The 20,166-nt window shown below is 65.9% G+C and carries 16 protein-coding genes; 7 read left to right on the top strand and 9 right to left on the bottom strand.

What is annotated here, in order from left to right; all coding sequences use genetic code 11:
* Positions 1–19: 19 nt before the first annotated feature.
* The 4 genes from lon to NT151_12860 form a co-directional block, all read right to left on the bottom strand.
* Positions 20–2,518 (bottom strand): endopeptidase La, encoded by a 2,499-nt coding sequence (gene lon / locus NT151_12875; protein MCX6539808.1) that lies wholly within the window; start codon positions 2,516–2,518, stop codon positions 20–22.
* Between the two features lie 110 nt (positions 2,519–2,628).
* Positions 2,629–3,870 carry a ChaN family lipoprotein gene (locus NT151_12870; protein ID MCX6539807.1) on the bottom strand — a complete coding sequence of 414 codons (1,242 nt, stop codon included), beginning with the start codon at positions 3,868–3,870 and terminating at the stop codon, positions 2,629–2,631.
* A 49-nt stretch (positions 3,871–3,919) separates the two neighbouring features.
* Positions 3,920–7,339 carry a M20/M25/M40 family metallo-hydrolase gene (locus tag NT151_12865; protein MCX6539806.1) on the bottom strand — a complete coding sequence of 1,140 codons (3,420 nt, stop codon included), beginning with the start codon at positions 7,337–7,339 and terminating at the stop codon, positions 3,920–3,922.
* A 66-nt stretch (positions 7,340–7,405) separates the two neighbouring features.
* Positions 7,406–8,083: a rhomboid family intramembrane serine protease gene (locus NT151_12860; GenBank protein ID MCX6539805.1), complete on the bottom strand. Its 678-nt coding sequence runs from the start codon at positions 8,081–8,083 to the stop codon at positions 7,406–7,408.
* A gap of 145 nt (positions 8,084–8,228) precedes the next feature.
* Between NT151_12860 and NT151_12855 the strand changes: the two genes are divergently transcribed.
* From NT151_12855 to NT151_12845, 3 genes are read left to right on the top strand one after another with little or no spacing between them, the layout of a single operon-like run.
* Positions 8,229–8,552: a hypothetical protein gene (locus NT151_12855; protein ID MCX6539804.1), complete on the top strand. Its 324-nt coding sequence runs from the start codon at positions 8,229–8,231 to the stop codon at positions 8,550–8,552.
* The gene (locus tag NT151_12850; GenBank protein MCX6539803.1) at positions 8,549–10,156 is read left to right on the top strand and encodes a SpoIIE family protein phosphatase; all 1,608 of its coding nucleotides are present in this window, start codon (positions 8,549–8,551) and stop codon (positions 10,154–10,156) included. The genes NT151_12855 and NT151_12850 overlap by 4 nt, the downstream gene beginning before the upstream one ends.
* The gene (locus tag NT151_12845; GenBank protein ID MCX6539802.1) at positions 10,146–10,463 is read left to right on the top strand and encodes a hypothetical protein; all 318 of its coding nucleotides are present in this window, start codon (positions 10,146–10,148) and stop codon (positions 10,461–10,463) included. Before NT151_12850 ends, NT151_12845 begins: the two co-directional genes overlap by 11 nt.
* Here the strand turns inward: NT151_12845 and NT151_12840 are convergent.
* Positions 10,443–11,357: a M28 family peptidase gene (locus tag NT151_12840; protein ID MCX6539801.1), complete on the bottom strand. Its 915-nt coding sequence runs from the start codon at positions 11,355–11,357 to the stop codon at positions 10,443–10,445. The two genes, NT151_12845 and NT151_12840, sit on opposite strands and share 21 nt — an antisense overlap.
* Before the next feature lie 32 nt (positions 11,358–11,389).
* On the bottom strand, positions 11,390–12,970 hold the full coding sequence (locus tag NT151_12835) for a Ppx/GppA phosphatase family protein (GenBank protein MCX6539800.1): 1,581 nt from the start codon (positions 12,968–12,970) through the stop codon (positions 11,390–11,392).
* 68 nt (positions 12,971–13,038) lie between these two features.
* Here NT151_12835 and NT151_12830 point away from each other — a divergent pair, with 68 nt between their 5' ends.
* Both NT151_12830 and sixA read left to right on the top strand, forming a co-directional pair.
* Entirely contained in the window at positions 13,039–13,932 is an 894-nt protein-coding gene (locus tag NT151_12830) for a CHAD domain-containing protein (protein ID MCX6539799.1), read from the top strand.
* A gap of 70 nt (positions 13,933–14,002) precedes the next feature.
* A complete protein-coding gene (gene sixA / locus NT151_12825) occupies positions 14,003–14,509 on the top strand; it encodes a phosphohistidine phosphatase SixA (protein MCX6539798.1) in 507 nt (168 codons plus the stop codon).
* On the opposite strand, the gene NT151_12820 is transcribed toward sixA, so the two are convergent.
* Entirely contained in the window at positions 14,506–15,774 is a 1,269-nt protein-coding gene (locus tag NT151_12820) for a glucose-1-phosphate adenylyltransferase (protein MCX6539797.1), read from the bottom strand. The two genes, sixA and NT151_12820, sit on opposite strands and share 4 nt — an antisense overlap.
* Positions 15,775–15,871: 97 nt before the next feature.
* On the opposite strand from NT151_12820, the gene NT151_12815 reads away from it, so the two are divergent.
* Both NT151_12815 and NT151_12810 read left to right on the top strand, forming a co-directional pair.
* Positions 15,872–16,489: a DUF47 family protein gene (locus tag NT151_12815; protein ID MCX6539796.1), complete on the top strand. Its 618-nt coding sequence runs from the start codon at positions 15,872–15,874 to the stop codon at positions 16,487–16,489.
* Between the two features lie 7 nt (positions 16,490–16,496).
* Positions 16,497–17,498 (top strand): inorganic phosphate transporter, encoded by a 1,002-nt coding sequence (locus NT151_12810; GenBank protein MCX6539795.1) that lies wholly within the window; start codon positions 16,497–16,499, stop codon positions 17,496–17,498.
* Positions 17,499–17,524: 26 nt separating this feature from the next.
* Here NT151_12810 and NT151_12805 read toward each other — a convergent pair whose 3' ends face one another.
* Together NT151_12805 and NT151_12800 are read right to left on the bottom strand one after the other, a co-directional pair.
* The gene (locus tag NT151_12805; GenBank protein ID MCX6539794.1) at positions 17,525–18,619 is read right to left on the bottom strand and encodes a succinylglutamate desuccinylase/aspartoacylase family protein; all 1,095 of its coding nucleotides are present in this window, start codon (positions 18,617–18,619) and stop codon (positions 17,525–17,527) included.
* Between the two features lie 282 nt (positions 18,620–18,901).
* Positions 18,902–20,122, bottom strand: a complete 1,221-nt coding sequence (locus NT151_12800) for an MFS transporter (GenBank protein MCX6539793.1) — start codon at positions 20,120–20,122, stop codon at positions 18,902–18,904.
* Positions 20,123–20,166 lie beyond the last annotated feature (44 nt).

Raw genomic sequence — 20,166 nt, 5'->3', positions numbered from 1 at the left:
AAGGGAGGCGGTCGTTCGCTCACTGGCCTGACGGATTCGGGCTGGCCGTTGGCACCAGATCCGGCACCGGTTCGGTTGCAGGGCTGGGCTGGTCAGTGGCCGCAGGAGCGTTTGCGTTCGCGGGAGTGGCCGCCGCCGCGTCGGGCTTCGGCGGAGGCGCTTCTGACGGAGGTAGCGCCAGCGCGAGCACTTCGTCGAGCGCGGTCACCGGCACAAATGTCATATTGCGGCGGACTTCTTCCGGCAGCTCGGGAATGTCCCCGGCGTTCTGCTCGGGCAGAATAAACGTCGTGATGCCGTAACGCCTGGCCGCGAGCGCCTTCTCGCGGATGCCGCCGACCGGCAGTACGGTACCGCTCAACGTAATCTCACCGGTCATCGCGACGTCGGATCGCACGGGTTGTTTGCGAATCGCCGAGAGGATCGCCGTGGCCATCGTCACGCCCGCCGACGGGCCGTCCTTGGGGATGGCGCCTGCAGGCACGTGGACGTGGAGATCGTTCTTCTTGAACAGATCAGCCGGCAGGCCCAGCTCCTCTGCCGCCGCGCGGAGGTGACTGACGGCAGCGCGAGCGGATTCCTGCATCACGCTGCCAAGCTGCCCGGTGAGCGTGATCTGGCCGTGGCCGGCGGGCATCAGCGTCGCCTCGATATAGAGCACATCGCCGCCGCTTTCGGTCCAGGCCACGCCCGTCGCGACGCCTGGGCGGGCGGTCCTGAACTTGACGTCGCGGCGGAACCTCGGCGGTCCCAGGTAGCCCTGCAAATCGTCGACGCCAACAGTCGCCAGCACCTCGCCCGGCGCGATCGCCGTCACGTCGGTATTGTCGGTGGCCACGCGCGCAGCGACCTTGCGCGACACGGTGCCCAGATGCCGCTCGAGGTTTCGCACGCCGGCCTCTCGCGTGTACTCGCCAATCACGCGCAGCAGGGCCGCGTCTTCAATAGTGACCGACACGGCGGGCAGGCCGTGCTCGCCAATCTGCCGAGGAATCAGGTAGCGCCGCGCGATCTGACGCTTCTCCTCGTCGGTGTAGCCGGTCAGTTGAATCATCTCCATCCGATCGAGCAACGCGGGATGGACGGTGCCCAACTGGTTGGCGGTGGCGATAAACAGCACACGCGACAGGTCGCAGGCGACCTCGAGATAGTGATCGCGGAACGTATGGTTCTGAGCTGGATCGAGCACTTCGAGGAGCGCCGAGGCGGGATCGCCCTGGTAGCCGACGCTGATCTTGTCGATCTCGTCGAGCATGAACACCGGGTTCACCGACCCCGCCTGTTTCAGGCCTTGCACGATGCGGCCCGGGATGGCGCCGATGTAGGTGCGGCGATGCCCCCGGATCTCGGCTTCGTCGCGCACGCCGCCAAGTGAGATGCGGACGAACTTGCGGTTCATCGCGCGGGCGATCGATTGGCCCAGTGAGGTCTTGCCGACGCCGGGCGGGCCGACAAAGCACAGGATCGGCCCCTTCATGTCGCCCTTGAGCTTGCGGACAGCCAGGTATTCGACGATCCGGTCCTTGACCTTCTCGAGATCGTAGTGATCCTCGTCGAGCACGCGCCGGGCCTCGACCAGATCAAGGCGGTCCTCGGTGGTCACCGACCACGGCACCTCGAGGATCCAGTCGAGGTAGGTCCGGATCATGTGGTACTCAGGTGAGGCGGGCGTCATCCGGTCCAGCCGCGTCACCTCGCGTTCGGCCGCCTTGACGACATGCTCGGGCAACCTGGCGCGCTTGATGCGATCGCTGACCTCGCTGGTTTCGGCGCCCTCGCCTTCGCCCAGTTCGTCGCGAATGGCCTTCAACTGCTGGCGCAGGTAGTACTCGCGCTGGGCGGCGCTCATCTCCTGCTGGGTTTCGGTTTCGATCTTGCCTTTCAGCTCGAGCACGGCTACTTCGCGACCGAGTTCCTTGGCCACTGTCTGCAGCTTGATCTCCAGCCGATCTTCCTCGAGCAGCTTCTGCTTGGCATCGCCCTTGAGGTCGAGCATGCCGGCAATCACGTAGCAGAGGCGCAACGGCTGGTCGATGGCCGCCACCATGCCTCTGATATCGGCGGACAGGCCCGTGGCCAGCGTCAACGCCTTCTCGCTCAGCTCCCGCAGGCGGCGGACGTACGCATCGACTTCCGGGCCGGCTGCTGGTTCCTCGGGAAGCGGTTCGATTTCGGCCTGCAGCGTGTTGTCGGTTCTGGTGATGAAGGTGGCACGTGCCCGCGCGATGCCTTCGACCACAATCTGGATGGCGCCGGGGTTTTTGGCCATCTGCCGGATGACGGCAACCGTGCCGACGGTGCGGAGGCCATCGGGGCCTGGATCCTCGGCGTCGCCGATCTGCTGCAGCAGAAGCACCATCCGGTCCCGCCCGAGCGCTCGATCGATCGATTCGACCGAGACGGGCCGGTTGACGGCCAGTGGCTGCAGCGTCAGCGGGAATACCACCGTGTCGCGCAACGGGACGACCGGCAATTCAGACGGCAGCAGTGGAACCGTGGTGAGCGAGGATTCGGACATGGATCAGGATCGCCTGGAGGCGCGTATATTCTCTCATATTCACGACGCTCGAATTGCGGATGGAGATCCCGGGGACGCCGTGCGGACCGGCGCTCCCCGGGCGACTGCCACTACTTCGTGGCTGCTGCGGGAAGCGTCCGTCGGAAGTAGGCCGTCAACGTCATGGTCTGGTTGCCGCGCACCACCGTGAACACTGCGGCGTCAGCCCACCGCTTCTCCGCCATCAGCGTGTTCATGACCTCGCGGCTCTTGAGGGGCGTGCCATCCATCGCCTGCATCACGTCGCCAACCTTGAATCCGGCGAGCGCGGCGACCGAGTCCTTGGGCACGTCGATCACATCGAGTGGTGCCTCGCCCTTGTTGTCGCGCGTCGACAGGCCAAGCGACGGATACACCGGATCGTCTTCTTTCGGCAGACCCCACAGGTAGTCGGCATAGGACGCCTGGACGTTGCCCATCGGCCGGCCCCCGCTATCGGCGATGGCCACGGGAATAATCGACGCCATCTTGCCATCGAACCAGAGCGCGGCCTGACGCTGGATGCCCAGCCCATAGGCCACGTGGCCCGAGCCGATCAACACGACCATCACGCTCTTGGGTCCCCCGAACTTCTTCAGCGCCTGCACGGCGTTGAAGCCCATCGAGGCATCCCACGTGCACTGCGCGGCAAACATGCCGTCGAACATCGCGCCGCTCATCGTGTGCATCATGCTGTCGTCGCTAGCGAAGAAGGCGCGAAACAACTGCTTGTGCTCCTCGTTCGACGTGTCGACCTTCGACGGGATGCGCGCGGCCTCTTCGGGCGTCAGGTTCTGGAAGCCCTTCTTGCGGACGGCCGTCACCACCTCGCGCGGCGTGTTGACGGCGTACATCTTCATCCCCTTGTCGCGGGCGAGCAGGAAGATGTCGCGGTAGTACTGCCAGTGGTAGCCCCAGTTCTTGTACCACTGCGACGCGGCGACGAAGTCGTTCTCGCTCTCCTTGCCCTGGTTCCAGATATCGAGTGACGCCTGCTGGGTGTAGGGGTACATCTCGAGGCCAACGAGGACATCGCGCCCGCGCTTCTGCAGTTCCTGGATGACCTGCAGTTGCACGCGGTGGAATGCAATATCGGTGTGGCTCTCGCCGATAAACACCACCTTCACATCGTCGAGCTTCGCCGCCAGTTCACCCGTCGTCAGCAGCTTGCCCGCCGCCGTGTCGAGGATGCCGTCGAGGACCAGGACGACGTCGCGGTCCTTGCGCGCCGGGTCGCCAATTTTCAGGCGCCACGATGAATCCTGGGCCGCCGTCATGGCCGGCACCGCGAGTGTCAGAACAAGAACCACCGCCGCTATCGATCGTCGTGACATGAATGCTCTCCTACCCCGAACCCCGAACCCCGACCCCCGAATCCCGTCTCTATCTTTCCACCAGCGTGACGGCCAACGTCTGCTCCTTGCCGTCGCGACTGATCACCACCTGCACCGTCTGGCCCGGCGCCAGCGTGCGAAGCACGTCTGAGAATCCCTGCAGGTTGGCGACCGGCTTGCCATCGATCTTCAAGAGTGTGTCGCCTTCCTTGATGCCTGCCTTCGCGGCGGGGGAGTCGGGCACAAGCCCGCTCACCTTGACGCCGGGGCCCTCGAACGCGAAGTCCGGGACCGTGCCAAAGCTGACGCGTCGCGCGGTTCCTGGCTGGCCTCCGGTCGCCGGCTGGGCGGGTGTTGACGAGGCTGCCGTCGCGGCCCCTGCTGCCGGACGAATCGTGTTGGTCAGGGGTTCCGGCCGCTCGGCCAGATAGACGATGCCTTCCTTGACGAAGGTCGCGACTTTCGCGAGACCGGCGACGTCGATCTTGTCCGGCGTGTCGGTGGTCCGGTGATAGTCAGCGTGGGCGGCCGTGAAGATCTGCACTGCGGGCACGCCCTTCTCGATGAAGCTCATCTGATCGGATGATTCGATCGATTCCGGCACGTTCCGGCTCTCGACCCCCGTAACAAACGACGCGCCACGGAAGATGTGCTGCCACTCGGTGGCGGTGCCCGTCCCGAGCGCCGTCAGCTTCTGCGTGCCAAGCCGTCCCACCGTGTCGAGGTTGATCACGCCTTCCATCTTGTTCAGCGGGAACAATGGGTGCTCCGCGTAGTACTTCGAGCCGAGGCGGCCGGCTTCCTCGCCGGTGAAGGCCGCAAAGACAATGGTACGCGGCGGTTTGTCGCCCGAGCCCAGCGCACGCGCCATCTCGAGCAGCACAGCCACGCCGCTTGCGTTGTCGTCGGCGCCCGGATGGACCTTGCCTTCGTCTCCCTTGCGGACGTCGGGCCAGCCGAGGCCCAGATGATCGACGTGCGCGCACAGCATCGCGCTCTGGTCCTTCCAGTCGGCGCGCGCACCCGGCAGCACGCCAATGATGTTCACGACCTCGTGCGGCTGCCCGTCCTCGCCTTTGGCGACCGTGAACTTCTGGAAGTACGTGCCGGCATCACCGCCCGGCGCCAGACCGTACGCCTTGAACTTGTCAGCGACGTACCTGGCGGCGGCGTCGAGTCCGGCAGTGCCGAGACCGCGTCCCTTGAGTTCAGGCGACGCGAGGTACGTCACGTGATCGCGCAGCGTCTGCTGCGAGAACACGGGCGGCAGTTCGGCCAGCGCCTTGCGCACCTCTGGCGCGAGCGCCGCGAGCGTGGCGCTCGACTGGCCGGCCGGCCGCAGATCGGCGCGGAGCGGAGAATCCGACTGTTGCCACTGGCCTTTGATCGTGTTGACCGGTTCGTCGCCCTCAAACCCGAGATACGAGTACTTGCCGTAGTGGGGCAGCTTGCGGCCCAGACCAGGCATGGCCGCCACCGGGTCGGCCACGATCCAGCCCACCGCCTTCTCGAGCGTGGCGGGATGGCGTGCGGTGACCACCAACGTGTGGCCGGCCAGCGCCATGTTCTCGCCGTCGAGATCGACCGCGTCGGCGGCCAGCTTCAATCCCTGCTGGTGGCCGAAGACCGCGTTGGCGAACCGATTGGTCCGACCGAGCAACCACACGGCCTTGGTGGCCGGAAGCGCCGTGACTGCGGCGTCGCTTGTGATCTCGATGGCGTGACTGTCGCTTTGCCATCCCTTGAGCAGCGCACGATAGCCGTCGAGTTCGGCCGCGCCGGCTCTCGACGGCAGGATGGCGAGGATGGACGATTCGCCAAAGATCTGGCCGATCGACGGCGGCGTTTCGCGCGCGTCGAGCCGGCGGAAGATGTCGAACCGGGGATCCACGTGCAACGCCAGAGGTCTGGCGTCGGTCGTCACGGAGAAGGTCTGCGCGGCCTTCTCCATACGCACGATGGACGGCGTCGTTCCCCGTTCGGTTTGCACCAGGACAGGCACGTCGACGACGAACGGCGCACCAGCCTGCGTCTGCCGCAGCATGCCTGAGACGACAAACTTGTCGCCCTCCTGGCGTACGGCCACAGTAGTGCCCGCGCCGGCCGGGCCGCTTACCTGAAATGTCGGCGCACCCACGCGCGTGATGAGATCGTCAAAGAGCCACGCGAGCGATTTGCCGCTCACCGCTTCGGCGGTGCGCTGGAAGTCGCGGAACGTCGCGCGCTTGCCCTTGAATTCGCGGTAGAACCGCGCCACCGTGCTCCGGAACGCCTCGTCTCCGATATGGCGCCGCAGCATGTGAAAGCCCATCAGCGCCTTGCCGTAACCCACCGCCTCGGTGGCTGCGCTGAAACGATTGCGAAATTCGGCCAGCGGGAAGTCGCGCCCGGTCTTCACGTAGTCCCGGTACTTCTGCAGCGTCGACCGGCGGTACTCATCGGCCGTGCCGCGCTGTTCCTGGATCAGGTGGTCGGCCATGTACGCCGTCAGGCCCTCGCACCAGTTGCCGGCGGCGGCGTCGACAAACACCGAATTGCCCCACCAGTTGTGCAGGATTTCGTGCGGGTACGACGAGTTGATGATGAACGGAAACCGGATGATCTGCGGGCCGAGCAGTGTGAAGGTCGGCATGCCGTAACCGGTCTCCCAGAAGTTCTCGACCAGCGCGAACTTGCCATAGGGATACGGGCCGATGAGCGTCCGGTACATCTCGATATACTGCGCGGTCGCGGCCAGGTACTTACTGGCGATCGAGGCGTCCCGTTCGTGCAGGTAGACAAGCGTCTCGACGGCGCCAGCCGAGTCCTTGAACACATTGAGCGGTCCGCCGACGAGGTAGATCTCGTCCATCGGTCCGTTCGAATCCCACCGCGCCCGGCCATCGTCTCCGCGCGAGGTGCCGTTGCCCTGGCTGATGAGGTGCCAGCCATCTGGTGTCGCCGCATCCAGCCGGAAAGTCACGAACTCCTCGTCTACGCGCGGATACCAGACCGAGCTGCCGGCAAGGTACACGCCCTCGGGGCCAACCAGCCCAGAGGTTTCGCGGAACCCGCGCGTGTATTCCTCTTTCGGATCCGACAGCGGCCGGTCGATGACGCCCTCGTAAGTCAGCTTGAGAACAGGCGAGCCGGGCGTGCGCATCACGCGATAGCGCTTGACCGGGACCGGGCTCCCCTGGTCAATGCCCACGGGACGCGCCGTCGCAGGCGCGATCACTTCTTCGACCTTCGGGTCAGACGCGGTGATCCGCAGCTTGCCGTTCAGCACGAAGGTCAATGGCGACGTCGTGTTGTCGGCTGGCCACGCGATCTCGTCAGTGACGGCCACGGTGTGCCGGGTGGGATCCAACCTCACGTTGAGCACGTGATGAATGAAAGAAACCGCGGCCGGCTTGGTCTGTTGGCCGCCGAGCGCCGCCACCAGGCACACGACGGTAATGAGGCTGAGCACCAGGGAAGTTTTTCTCATGAGGAATCCGGTCACCTGTGGCCTTCCATCCTACCCGAACTCAGACCCCGGCACGCGGGCCTGCCATCAGGGGTTCCACCATTCGACGCGCATGCGCTCGGGACGCTTGAGAAGGAATGCGGCAGCGGCTCCTGACGCGATTCCTGCGGCCAGCTGCACGAGCGCCAGACCGGGGGACCATCCAGACAGCATCGCGTTATGCGTCAGGCTGTTTCCCAGCTGGGCGACAACCCAGAGACCGGCCACCATGACGGCGGGCACATCGCCGACGTCCAGCCCGTGCGCCACCGGTATGAGCACGAGGATGCGCGCCTTCGGATAGAGCGCGGCGTGCGCGCCAATCACCCCGCCGACCGCGCCAGGCAGCAGCACGACGGCGGTGGCCGACAGCGTGCCAATCGCTGCCACGGTCGCCGCAGCCGCGGCCGCGCATCCGACGTACAGCACGACAAACCGGCCGTGTCCCACGCGGTCCTCGACGGTCGGTCCGAACAGCCAGAGTGCGACAGCGCATGCGACGCCCTGAAACCAGCCCGACGGTCGAACCAGCGAAAGCGTGGCCAGCAGCCATGCGACGGGGCCGGGAGCCACGCCAGCTCGGCCGATGTCGGCGAGCGCGGAGGTCCCGAGTTGACCCGTCTGCAGCAGGCTGAACAGGAGCGTGACCGCGGCGCTGGCCGCGACAAGCGCCAGCGTCACGATCGGGCGAGTGCGCGCGGGTACGGCATCCCGGATCGGGATCATGGCAGCAGTATACCGAAGGCCTGCTGCACCACGGGCTGCTAGCGCGTGCGGGCCGGGGGCACGTATAATCTGGCTTTTAGACCCTGAGCTCACCTGGGCGGCGAAACGTCGCACCCTGCTGGGACGGCTGCGATAAGGCGGTGCGGTGCGCCACACAACTCGGGTCGAAGGGCAGGATTCACACGACGTGACGTGCATACATTGCGGGACGCCAATCGCCGACAAGGCGTTGATCTGCTACCGATGTGGTCGATCCACGACTGAGCCGCAGGGGCCGGGATCGTCGAGCCGGCGAACCACGCGGCGGCCCTTGTGGCTGGCGGCGCTTGGCCTGGCGGTGCTGGTCGGCGCCGGATTGTTCATGGCGAGCGCGGCCGCTGGCCGCGTACCGGAATGGCTGCGTTGGACCATTGCCGGCTGCGCGGTCATCGTGCTGGTGTCGCGCCTGGCTCGGAGGATCAGACGATGACGGCACGTTTGGAAGTGATCGATCCGACCGGCCGTCGCGTCGTCAGCATCGAGGACGCGGTGACCACGCTCGGGCGGCGCACCGAATGCCATGTTCGCCTGTCCGGCACCGACGTGTCGCGCGATCACGCGGAAATCGTCAGCGACGGTGAGCGATACGTGATTCGCGACCGGGGATCGCGCTTTGGCACCTTCGTCAACGGCGAACAGGTCGCAGGCGATCGCGAACTGAAGAACGGAGACACGGTCCGCCTGGGGCAGAGCAACGAGAGCCAGGTGATTTTCCAGATCGACTCCGGCAGCACCGCGTCGGTTGATCGGGCCACCTCGGCGGCTGGTGACCTGCGACAGGTGGCCACACTGCTCGAAGGTCTCCGGGCGCTCGGGAGCGGCCGCGTGCTCGACGAGGTGCTGGCGATGGTCATCGATTCGGCCATCGACGTGGCGAGCGCCGAGCGCGGGTTCATCATGCTGGCCGGACCCGACAACCGACTCGAGTTCAAGATGGGCCGGGCGCGCGGCCGCGTGACGCTGCCGGGCAAGTCGTTCGAAACGAGCCGCAAGATCCCCGAGCAGGTGTTCGAAACCGGCGAGGCGCGCATCGTCGCCGACCTGCTCGATGGCGATTTGGCCAACTCCCACGTGGGCACCGTCGCGCTGGGCATTCGCCACGTGCTCTGCGTGCCCCTGGTATTGGTCCGCTACGTTGAACAGGCTGAGGCCGACCTCGACCAGAAGCGCATCGGCGTGCTGTATCTCGACAGCCGGGAGCGCGGGTCGATCCTGTCGCCGGTCACGCGCGGTGCGCTCGAAACGCTGGCGACCGAAGCGGCCGTGGCCATCGAGAACGCCCGCCTGTACCGCGAGGCGGCCGAGAAGACGAAGCTCGAACAGGAGCTGAAGATCGCCGCCGAGATTCAGCAGGCGTTGATGCCGGAAGGCGAACGTCGCGGCGGGTTCTTCGAAGCCACGGGCACGTCGGTTCCGTGTCGCGCGATTGGCGGCGACTTCTTCGAGTACCTCGACCTGCCCGACGGACGGTTGGGCTTTGCCCTTGGTGACGTGTCGGGCAAGGGCGCTCCGGCGGCGCTGCTGACGGCCATGGTGCAGGGGATGTTCACGGTGCAGGCGGCGGCCAGTTCCGGGCCGGCCGAGGCGCTCGCGCAGATCAATCAGGCCTTGAAGCGCCGGTCGGTCGAGTCGCGTTTCGTGACGATGTTCTACGGTATCGTCGGCGCCGACGGGACGCTCAGTTACTGCAACGCGGGGCACAACCCGCCGGTGCTCGTGAAGAAGGATTGCGTGGTGCGGCTCGAGACGGGCGGCATGATCCTGGGGCTGTTCGATTTCGCGACTTACGATCAGGAGACCGTCCAGCTGGATCAGGGCGACACGCTGGTGGTGTTCAGCGACGGCATCTCCGAGGCACAGAATACGGCCGGCGACGAGTACGGCGACGATCGGTTGATCGATTGTCTGACAGCCAACCGCGGCGCGACGCCAGCCAGTATGCGCGAGGCGCTGCTCGCTTCAGTGCGCACCTTTACCGCGGGCGCCAGTCAGAGTGACGACATGACGGTGCTCATCGTCCGCCATGGCCAATAGCCGGCGGTGGATCATCGCGCGCCGGGCGGCCGTTGTGTTGTGGTTCGTCTTCGGATTCGTGCTGTGGAACGATGTCTTTGACGCGACCGTCGCCCAGGGCGCACGCGACTACCTCACCCGGCAGATCCTCCACGAACAGGGCAAGGGGCCTGGCGCGACCATTCACGGGGTGATGGACGAGGCCGTGGTGCGCGGCGCGTGGATGGCGACCGCCATTGGCGGCGGCGTGTGCGCTGTCGGCCTCTCGCTGGTCTGGGTGGCGGCGAGCCGCCGCCGGGCCGGCTCACTACCGCGCGGGACCGAGTAGCCTCGATTCAATCTTCGGCAGCGCGGCCACCAGCGTCCGTCCCACCGCTTCGATGTTGCGCGCGCTCACCTTGTCCAGCGTGTCGTCGGGCGTGTGCCAGGGCGCGTAGTCCAGGTCGATGATGTCGACGGCGGGCAGCCCGGCCTGCAGAAACGCCATGTGATCGTCTTCGACCGCCATGCCGTCGGACGGGAAGTTGTCGCCGTATCCGTTGGCACGAGCGGTTGACCAGATGATGTCGGTCATCCACGAGGTCGAATACGTTTCGCGGCGGATATTCAGATTGCGGTCACCGATCATGTCGACCAGGATCATCGCCTTGATGCGCGTCAGGTCGTTCGTGCGCTTTGCCTGATCCACGTAGTGGCGACTGCCGTACGTGTGGTCGTTGCCGGTCCAGTCGGGCAGCGTGGCTTCTTCGCCGTCGAAGAAGACCAGCTCAATGGTCAACGGGTTCTTGCGTCCCTTCAGCACCCGCGCCAGTTCGATCAGAAAGGCCGCGCTCGATCCACCGTCGTTGGCGCCCACAAACCGGAATTGTCGGAAGAACTTCGTATCGTAATGCCCTGTGATGAGCAGCCGTTCGGGCCGCGTCCCCGGGATCGTGGTTCGGAGGTTCACCATGTGGATCTTGCCGATCGGCGTCTCGACGTCGAAGGCCTGGTCCTCGGTCTTGAACCCGAGCGCCGTCATCTGCGCCCGGATGTACTTGCGGGTTTCTTCGAGCGCGGGGGAGCCGGCCGGCCGCGGCCCAAAACCGACCATCGCCCGCACATGCTCGTAGGCTTTCCCGCCGTCAAAGGCTGACAAGTCGGTGGGCTGAACGGCCATCACCGAGCAGCCAGTCAGGGCGATCAGGCACGGGAGCAGGGCGAGTCGAAGCGTCGTGGTCATGAGTCGTAGTATACGCCCGTGCCGGCTGCCGGTTACCGGCTGGTGGCCGCGCCGCTCTGGCGAATTGCGCGGCGTCGCGCTCGCGCGCCCGCAACGAGGACCGGCACGCTCAGTTCCTCCGCCAGCGGTCCGATGTTGCGCTGGGCCGCCCAGATTTCAAGCTCGAGGTCTCCGCGCCCGATGACGCGCATCCTCCACCCGTCGTCGTGTTCCGTGAGCGTCAGGCGTTCGACCAGTTGCGCGCGGCTGCGGTCGAGGCTTTCGGCCACCCGCAGCATCGCCGAGAGCCAGCGGACCGCCCGGCGTACGGGCCGCGGCAGGCGCGCGAAAGTCGGATGGCTCTTCTTCGGCGTCCCGCGCCGGTGGTAGCGGGTGAGCAGGGCAATCACTTCGACCTCGTCTGGCTCGAACCCGCGCAGATTGCCGTTCTTCACCATGTAGTACGAGTGGCGGTGGTGGTCTTCGTAGCTGATGTGTTCGCCGATGTCGTGAACGATCGAGGCGAGTTCCAGCCACTCCCGCGCCCGCTGGTCCAAACGATGTTGCCGCTGTGTCTGGTCGAAAATGGCGAGCGCCATGCGCGAGACCTGCTGCGCGTGCTCGGCGGCGTGCGTGCCCCGTTGCGCCAGCTCCATCACGCTGCGTCGGCGGATGTCCGGGTACCGTTCGATACGCTCGATGGCGACGCGATTCCGACGGACGTAGTCGAGCACCGCGCCTTCCCGCAACGACAGTCCGCACAGCGTGATCTCGACGGCTCCGAGCTGCCGCAGGATGATGTCGAGCAACACGGCGCCCGACACCGCCAGATCCGCGCGCTTCGGATCGAGGCCGGGCAGGGCCAGTCGACGATCGAGCGACAGGCCCGTCAACTGGTCCCGCACGCGCCGGATGCCGCGTGCCGGCACACGCCGGTGGTGAAGCGTGAACTCCGCGGCCGTACCAGGCGTGCCGAGGGCCAGCGCCCCGAGACTCAGAATCGTGCCCGACGTGCCAATAACGCGCGCAAAACCCCCCTTGGCCAGCGACTTGAGGTACCCGCCGAGTTCTCCCCGGATATGCCGCACCATCCGCCGCTCGTCAGCCCGGCTGAGCGGGTCGCTTGTGCCGAATCGCTCGGTCAGGCGGATGACGCCGAGCCTGAAGCTGCGTGCCTGTTGCGCACCGGCTGCCGTGCCATACGTGATCTCGGTACTCCCGCCGCCGATGTCGATGACGACGGCCGTGCCGGCGCCGACGTCGACACCGTGCACGGCCGCTCGATGAATCAGCCGCGCCTCTTCGATGCCGGTGATGACGCGGGCCTGGATGCCGGTGTGTTGCCGAACGCTCGCGAGGAAATCGCCCCCGTTCGGCGCTTCCCGCACGGCACTGGTCGCCACGGCAATGATCTCGTCCACGGCGCGGGAGTCGGCCAGCCGCTTGAATCGGGAAAGCGTTTGCAGGGCCGCCGTCATGGCCGCGTCGCCGAGCGGGCGCCCCTCCAGGCCGCCGGCCCCCAGGCGCACCATGTCCTTTTCGCGCCCGACGACGGTGAACGATCCATCCGGCGCCACCTGGACGAGGATCATGTGGAGCGAATTGGTCCCGATGTCGATGGCGGCTAGCTGCATCGTGGTCCGTTTTCCGCGCGGCTGACGACTCAGCCGCTCTGACTGGAGGCAGTCACTATAATAGGCTCATGCGCGTTTTGGCACGACCAGGTCTCCTACTGCGGCGGCGCCTGAACGCGATCGAGCGGCAGGTGCTGCCTGCCGTCAATGGCGAGATCGAGGGCGTCCACCAGGCCCGGGTGGCCAGTCGCCGCCTGCGGGAGATGCTGCCGCTGCTGGTCGCTGTGGCCGGCGAGCACGCCACGCGCGCGCTGCGGCGGAATATTCGGACCATCACCCGGCGGCTCGGACCGCTGCGCGAGATCGACGTGGCCCTGGCGACGCTGGCCGACCTGGAAACCAGCGCTCCCGAGCATGCGGCGGCTATCGCGTTTGTCAGAATCCGGACCGCGCTCGAACGCGAGCGGATGTGGCCACAAGTTGGGCGCGCGCTCGCCAGGATTCACGTCGGTCACCTCGTCCGGCGCGTTCGCGACCTGGCGACCAAGCTCGACTCGCCAGAGGAGATGGCCCGCTGCGCGGCCCAGTCCGCGGCCCGCCTGGAGGAGCGAATTGCACGACTCGACGAGGCGGTCGGAGCCGTCGGGGCGGTGTATGCGCCAGGGCCGCTGCACGAGGTACGCATCGCGCTGAAGACGTTCCGGTACGCCCTCGAGATTGTCGCGGAGCTCGGGCGATTTCGATTGGACGGGTCAATCAAGCGACTGAAGTTGTTGCAGGACCTGCTGGGCATCCTGCACGACCTGCAGGTGCTGGCGAGCCGCGTGCGCGATTGTGAGGCGGAAAGCCGCACGGCCCGCACCAGACGCCAGTTGCGCGCGCTGGCCGACGATCTCGACGAGCGCGTCCGCCAACTCCACAGCCGTTACCTCGACGAGCGCGTGGCGCTGGTGCCGGTGGTCGGCCGGGCGCGGCATACGGCCGTCACGCTGGGCTTGATGGGCAAACCACTCCCGGAGTGATTGTGCCGGCTCGAAAACTGTGCCGGTACGAGAACTGTGCTGGCACCATCACTCCGGGAGTGGTTAACACATGATGTCGCCATGCGCGCTGTACCTTATTCGCCACGGAATCGCCGCCGACCCGAGCTCGGCCCTCCCAGACGACCCGGCACGGCCGTTGACCGATGAGGGAACCCAACGGTTGCGCGTCCAGTTCAAGGCCTTGCGTCGGCTTGGCGTCGAGATCGAGCATATACTCACGAGTCCGCTCGTGCGAGCGATCCAGACTGCGGCGCTGCTGAAGGAGGCCTTCAGGAACGCGCCGGCCGTCTCTGTCGTGGATGCCCTGCGGCCTGGCGGGCGGTTTGACGGGCTGATGGCCGAACTAGCGCGGTTGCCCAACGTGCATGGCGTGGCGCTGGTAGGTCACGAGCCGTCGATGGGGATGGTCGCAGCCCGCCTCCTCGGCGCGCGCGATGCGATTCCGTTCAAGAAGGGCGCCGTGTGCCGCATCGACGTGGCCACGCTGCCGCCAACCGAGCCCGGCCAGCTCCAGTGGTTCCTGCCGCCACGAGTGCTGCGCGGCCTGGTCGGTTAGACGACGGTCCCGTCCTTGATCACGGCGCCTTTCGGGATGACGATGATGCCGTTGCGGATGGAGTAGTTCTCGCCATCCGCGTTCTCGACGTGGCCCTGGTTCACCAGCCGCACGCCGCGCCCGATCCGGGCGTTCTTGTCGACGATCACTCTGTCGAGGATGGAATCCTGGCCGACGCCGAGCGCCACCGACCGATCGCCCGCTTCATCTTCGTCGGCTTCGTAATAGTCTGCGCCGAGCAGCACTGATCGCAGAATCCGTGCGCGCTCGTCGATGCGGGTCCGGATCCCGACAATCGAGGTTTCCACCGTGCAGCGGTTGACGTAGCACCCTTCCGCCACAAGCGCGTGGTCGACGTGCGCGTCGATGAAGCGTGACGGCGCCAGGAATCGCGCCCGCGTGAAGATCGGCTTTTTCGGATCGTAGAAGCGGAACGGCGGGTGATCCCGCGTGAGCGTCATGTTCGCTTCGTAGAACGACTCAATGGTCCCGACGTCGGCCCAGTACCCGTTGTGGAGAAACGCGTTCACGCGGTGGGTGGAGAGCGACGCCGGGATGACTTCCCGTCCGAAATCCGTCGCGGTGCACTCCTCGAGGGTGTCCAGCAGCACTTCCCGCGAGAAGACATAGATGCCCATCGAGGCGATAAAGGGCTTGTCGGGCTGGTACCCGCCGAAACTCGACCCGGTTGGGATGCTACGCCCCATTTGATCGAGCCGCTGCGCCGACGGCTTCTCCTCGAAGCCGACGATCTGGCCGGCCCGGTCGAACAGGAAGATCCCCATGTCGCCGGCGATATCGGGGGCGACCGGCTGCGCCGCGATGGTGATGTCCGAATTGCGATCGATGTGCGAATCGATCAGCCGGGCAAAGTCCATCCGGTACAGGTGGTCGCCGGCGAGGATCAGGTAGTAGTCGGCAGCATAGGCGACGAAGTGCCGCGCCGCCTGGCGCACGGCATCGGCCGTGCCCTGGAACCAGTTCGGATTGTCGGGCGTCTGCTCGGCGGCCATGATATCGACAAACCCACCCGAGAACAGATCCATCCGGTACGTCTGCGAGATGTGCCGGTTGAGCGACGCCGAGTTGAACTGCGTCAGCACGAACATCCGCCGCAGCCCGGCATGGAGGCAATTGCTGATCGGGATGTCGATGAGCCGGTATGTTCCGCCAATCGGGACCGCCGGCTTGGAGCGCATCAGCGTGAGCGGGTACAGGCGATTTCCCCGGCCGCCTCCGAGGATGATGGCAAGTACGTCCTGCATGGCGAATAGGGTAGGCGATGGCGCGGACCGGGGCAAGCAAAAGCCGTGTGGAAGCTGCTACAATCACTCTTCCGGAGTGCTGAAGGGAGCGTCTGTCGTGCGATTCCGATTAATCCCGCGTGAAGAGAAGTTTTACCAGGATTTCCTTGCCGCCGCCGACAATCTGGTCGCCGCCGCCAAGTTGCTCGACGAGATGCTGTCGTCGGACCCGCCGTCGGTCGGCAAAGCCGCCGAGATCAAGGAACTGGAACACCGGTGCGATTACCTGACGCACGAGATCTTTCAGCGTCTCCACAAGACCTTTGTCACGCCCATCGATCGTGAGGACATCCACGCGCTGGCCAGTTCGCTCGACGACGTGATGGACGCGATCGACGCGGCGGCCCACCTGTTTGAGCAGTACCGGATCACGCACGTGCGCGACGGCGTGCGGCAGTTTTCCCGGATCATCGTGATCGCGTGTGAGCAGATCCGGCTGGCTCTCAAGCACATGGAACAGCACGAAGCCGTCACGCCGAGCGTGGTGGAAATCAACCGGCTCGAGAACGAAGCCGATCGCATCCACCAGGAGGTCATCAGCGCGCTCTTCATTGACGAGAAGGACCCGATCACGCTGATCAAGTGGAAAGAGATCTTCGATTACCTCGAAGGGGCGGTGGATTCGATCGAAGATGTGTCCGACGTCATCCAGGGCGTCGTGTTGAAGCACGCATAATCCAGCCATGGAACTCGCTATCGTCATTGCCCTGGTCGGGGCGGCCCTGATCTTCGACTACATCAACGGCTTCCACGACGCCGCCAACTCGATTGCCACCGTCGTCTCGACGCGGGTGTTGTCGCCCGGGAGGGCGGTGATCTGGGCGGCGTTCTTCAATTTTGCGGCGTTCTTCCTGTTCGGCACGGCCGTCGCGAGGACGATCGGGTCGGGGATGATCGACATCCACGTCGTGACCTTCGCGGTGATCTTTTCCGGCTTGTTCGGCGCGATCGTGTGGGATCTGATTACGTGGCACTTCGGGTTGCCCACCAGTTCCTCGCACGCGCTCATCGGCGGCTACGCCGGCGCGGCCATTGCGGAGGTCGGGTGGGGCGCCATCATCCCCTCGGGCTGGACCAAGACACTCGTGTTTATCGTCGTGTCGCCGGTGGTCGGTCTGGTCTCGGGGCTGATCCTGATGACGGCGATCTACTGGCTTCTGCGTGACGTGACGCCCGGTCGCGTCGACCACTGGTTCCGGAAGCTCCAATTGGTATCGGCCGCGCTCTTCAGCATCAACCACGGCGCCAATGACGCCCAGAAGACGATGGGCCTCATCGCCGGCGTGCTGGCGACAGCCGGATACATCGACAAAGGCCACTTCAGCATCCCGACCTGGGTGGTCTTCGCGGCCTACACGGCGATCAGCCTCGGGACCCTGTCGGGCGGCTGGCGCATCATCCACACGATGGGTTCGCGCATCACGAAGCTGGAACCGGTGCACGGATTCGCCGCCGAAACGGGCGCGGCCGGCGCGATCTTCCTGGCCACCGCATTCGGCATTCCCGTCAGCACGACGCACGCCATCACGGGATCGATTGTTGGCGTCGGGTCGACGCGTCGCCTGTCGGCGGTTCGATGGGGCGTGGCGGGCCAGATCCTCTGGGCCTGGGTGCTGACCATCCCCGCCGCGGCGGCCCTGGGCGCCGGAATGGGGCTGATTCTCCGCACGTTCGGCATCCGCTGACAGCCGGATCCCGAATCCCGAACCCCTTATTGTTTCGGTCGCCACTCGGGCCCGGCCACGCGCTCGGCGACGAACCCCACCGGTTCGCCCTCGTTGATGGGCGGGGTGGCGACCACGTAGAGCACTTCGCCGGCGTACGGCGATCGGATCTCCTGCAGCAGTTTGCCGTGGAAATCGGTGACCCGCGCGATGAGCGCGCCCCGCGCCACCGTCTGCCCGGGCTCGACGGCCGGGTAGATCAGGCCCGTGAACTTGCTGCGGAGAACCTCATTTGGTCCTAGCCACACGGCGCTTGCGATCGGGTCCGGGCCATCGGCACGCATCTGCAGGTGCTTCAGGACGCCGGCCACGCCGCGCTCAATCCTCGCGATCGACGCCTCGTCGGTCTGCGCCCAGCCCCCCGACTCAATCGTGAGGCCCGACTTGCCGCGCGTCTCAGCCGTGTTCGCGAGATAGACCGATTCGCCCGGGCTGGTCGGTCGCTCGGTGTCGATGAGGATGTGATCGAGTCCGAAGGCGAGCGCCATCTGTCTGCTGGCCTCGACGACGGCAGGTGCGCTTGTCACCACCCAGTAGCTGTAAGGGCGCAGCCACTCGTTGCCATCGCCGCAGTGAATGTCGACGACGTGCGTCGCGCGATCGATCACCTCGCGGGTGATGACCTCCGCGATGCGCTCCGAGAGCGTGCCATCCTTCTTGCCCGGAAACACGCGATTCAGATTCTTGCCGTCGGCCGGCCCATAGTAGATTGTGCGCTTCAGGAACGACGGCATGTTCGCCACGTGCACCATCAGCACCGTGCCGCTGAGCGTCTTCGGATCGATGGCGGTGCGCAACCGCTGCAAGGCCAGGACCGGCGGATACTCGGAGCCGTGGGTGCCGGCTACCAGCGCGAGCACCGGGCCGGGCTTTGTGCCGTTGATGATCGAGAACGGGATGATCGTTCCGTCATCACCGGGACGGGACGGCACCTTAAACTCGCCGGAGACCAGCGTGCCCGGCGCGGCTGTCACCCCGCCCATCGTGACTGGGGACTGCGCCTGGGCACGAGCGTCAGTCGCGCCAATCAGCAGAGGCATCAGCGTGAGTAACCCAACGATGTGTGACGTGCGGACATGCATATGTGTCTCCCGTGTGTGTCTCTTTGACGATTCGTGCGATCCCGGCGTGTCCCGCCGCCAGGACTCGGGCCGGGCTGGAGCCCGGCGATCCCAGGGGTGTCACGTCCACAGGACAGTAGGCTCGGCTGACCCGGGGTGTCACGTCCACAGGACAGTAGGCTCGGCTGACCCGGGGTGTCACGTCCACAGGACAGTAGGCTCGGCTGACCCGGGGTGTCACGCTGTCCCAGGGTCCGACCTGTATCGAGCCTGGGATCGCCACGCTCCAGCGTGGCCTCGCTCCTAAAACTCCCTCACCGTCCGTCCACGCATCATAAACAATGTCGCGACCACGCTCAGCAATATTCCGGCGGCGGTGAGCGTCGCCGGGGCCGACGTCACGTGGGCGGCGTACCCGGCCGCCAAGCTGCCGAGCGGCATGCCGCCGCGGAACGCCACCATGTAGATGCTGACCACGCGCCCGCGCAACGCGTCGGGAGCGGCCAGTTGCACCAGCGACATCAGCAACGAGAAGCTCATCATCAGGCCGAAGCTTCCGACAAAGAGCAGCGCATAACTCAGTGGCAGGCTTCGAGACGAGGCAAAGGCGGCGAGGACGAGGCCCAGGCCGATTTGCACGCCGAGCACCGTCGATCCCATCCGATTGAACCGTCCGAGCCAGGCGACGCCCAGCGCACCGACGATCGCACCGGCGCCCGAGAACGCCAACAAGCGGCTGTAGCCCGCTGCGTCCAGCAGGAAGACCTTCTGCGCCATCACCGGCAGGAGCGTGAGCACCGGCGAGGCCAGCATCGTCGTGCAGAGCGCGAGGAACGTGAGCGTCAGCATCAGGCGACTGCCGCGAACGTAGGCGAGCCCGCTCCGCATCTCGCCGGCCATCGTCTGCGTGCGCGCGGGCAGCGTCTGGACGGTCCGCAGGGCCAGCAGCGATCCAATGACCACCAGGAACGACAGGCCGTTCAGCCCGAAGCAGGCGGCTGATCCCCAGGCGGCGAATGCCATACCGGCCAGCAGCGGTCCGACCATTCGAGCGATATTGAACTGCATTGAATTGAGCGCGATCGCGTTCGGCACGTCCTTCTTGTCGACCAGCGAGGGCAGCAGCGATTGGTAGGCTGGCCCGCCAAACGCCTGCGCCGTGCCGGTGATAAACGACAGCGCCAGCACGTGCCACACCTGCACCACCTGCCAGTAGACCAGGGCGGCGAGTGCGAACGCCGTGGAGAGCTGGACGCATTGCGAGATGAGCAGGATGGCGCGGCGATTGTGCCGATCGGCGACGACGCCACCGATCAGGGTGAAGAGCAGGATGGGCACTCCGCCGAGGAACGCGTCGAGGCCGAGGTAGAACGGCGACCCGGTGATGGTCAGCACCAGCCAGCTTTGCGCCACCGCCTGCATCCACGTGCCGATGCTCGACACGCAGGCGCCGGTCCACATCACGCGGAAGTCGCGGTAGTGCAGGGCGGCGGCAATGCGCTGGATCGACGGCGGAGTGGCCACGCCCGCTCATGTTAGCAGGATCGCGCAGACGGTTGGATCTGTTA

Source organism: Acidobacteriota bacterium (genome assembly GCA_026393675.1).
Taxonomy (GTDB): Bacteria; Acidobacteriota; Vicinamibacteria; order Vicinamibacterales; family JAKQTR01; genus JBAXOX01.
The sequence above is the reverse complement of the archived record's forward strand: the minus strand, read 5'-3'. Positions and strand labels throughout refer to the sequence as shown.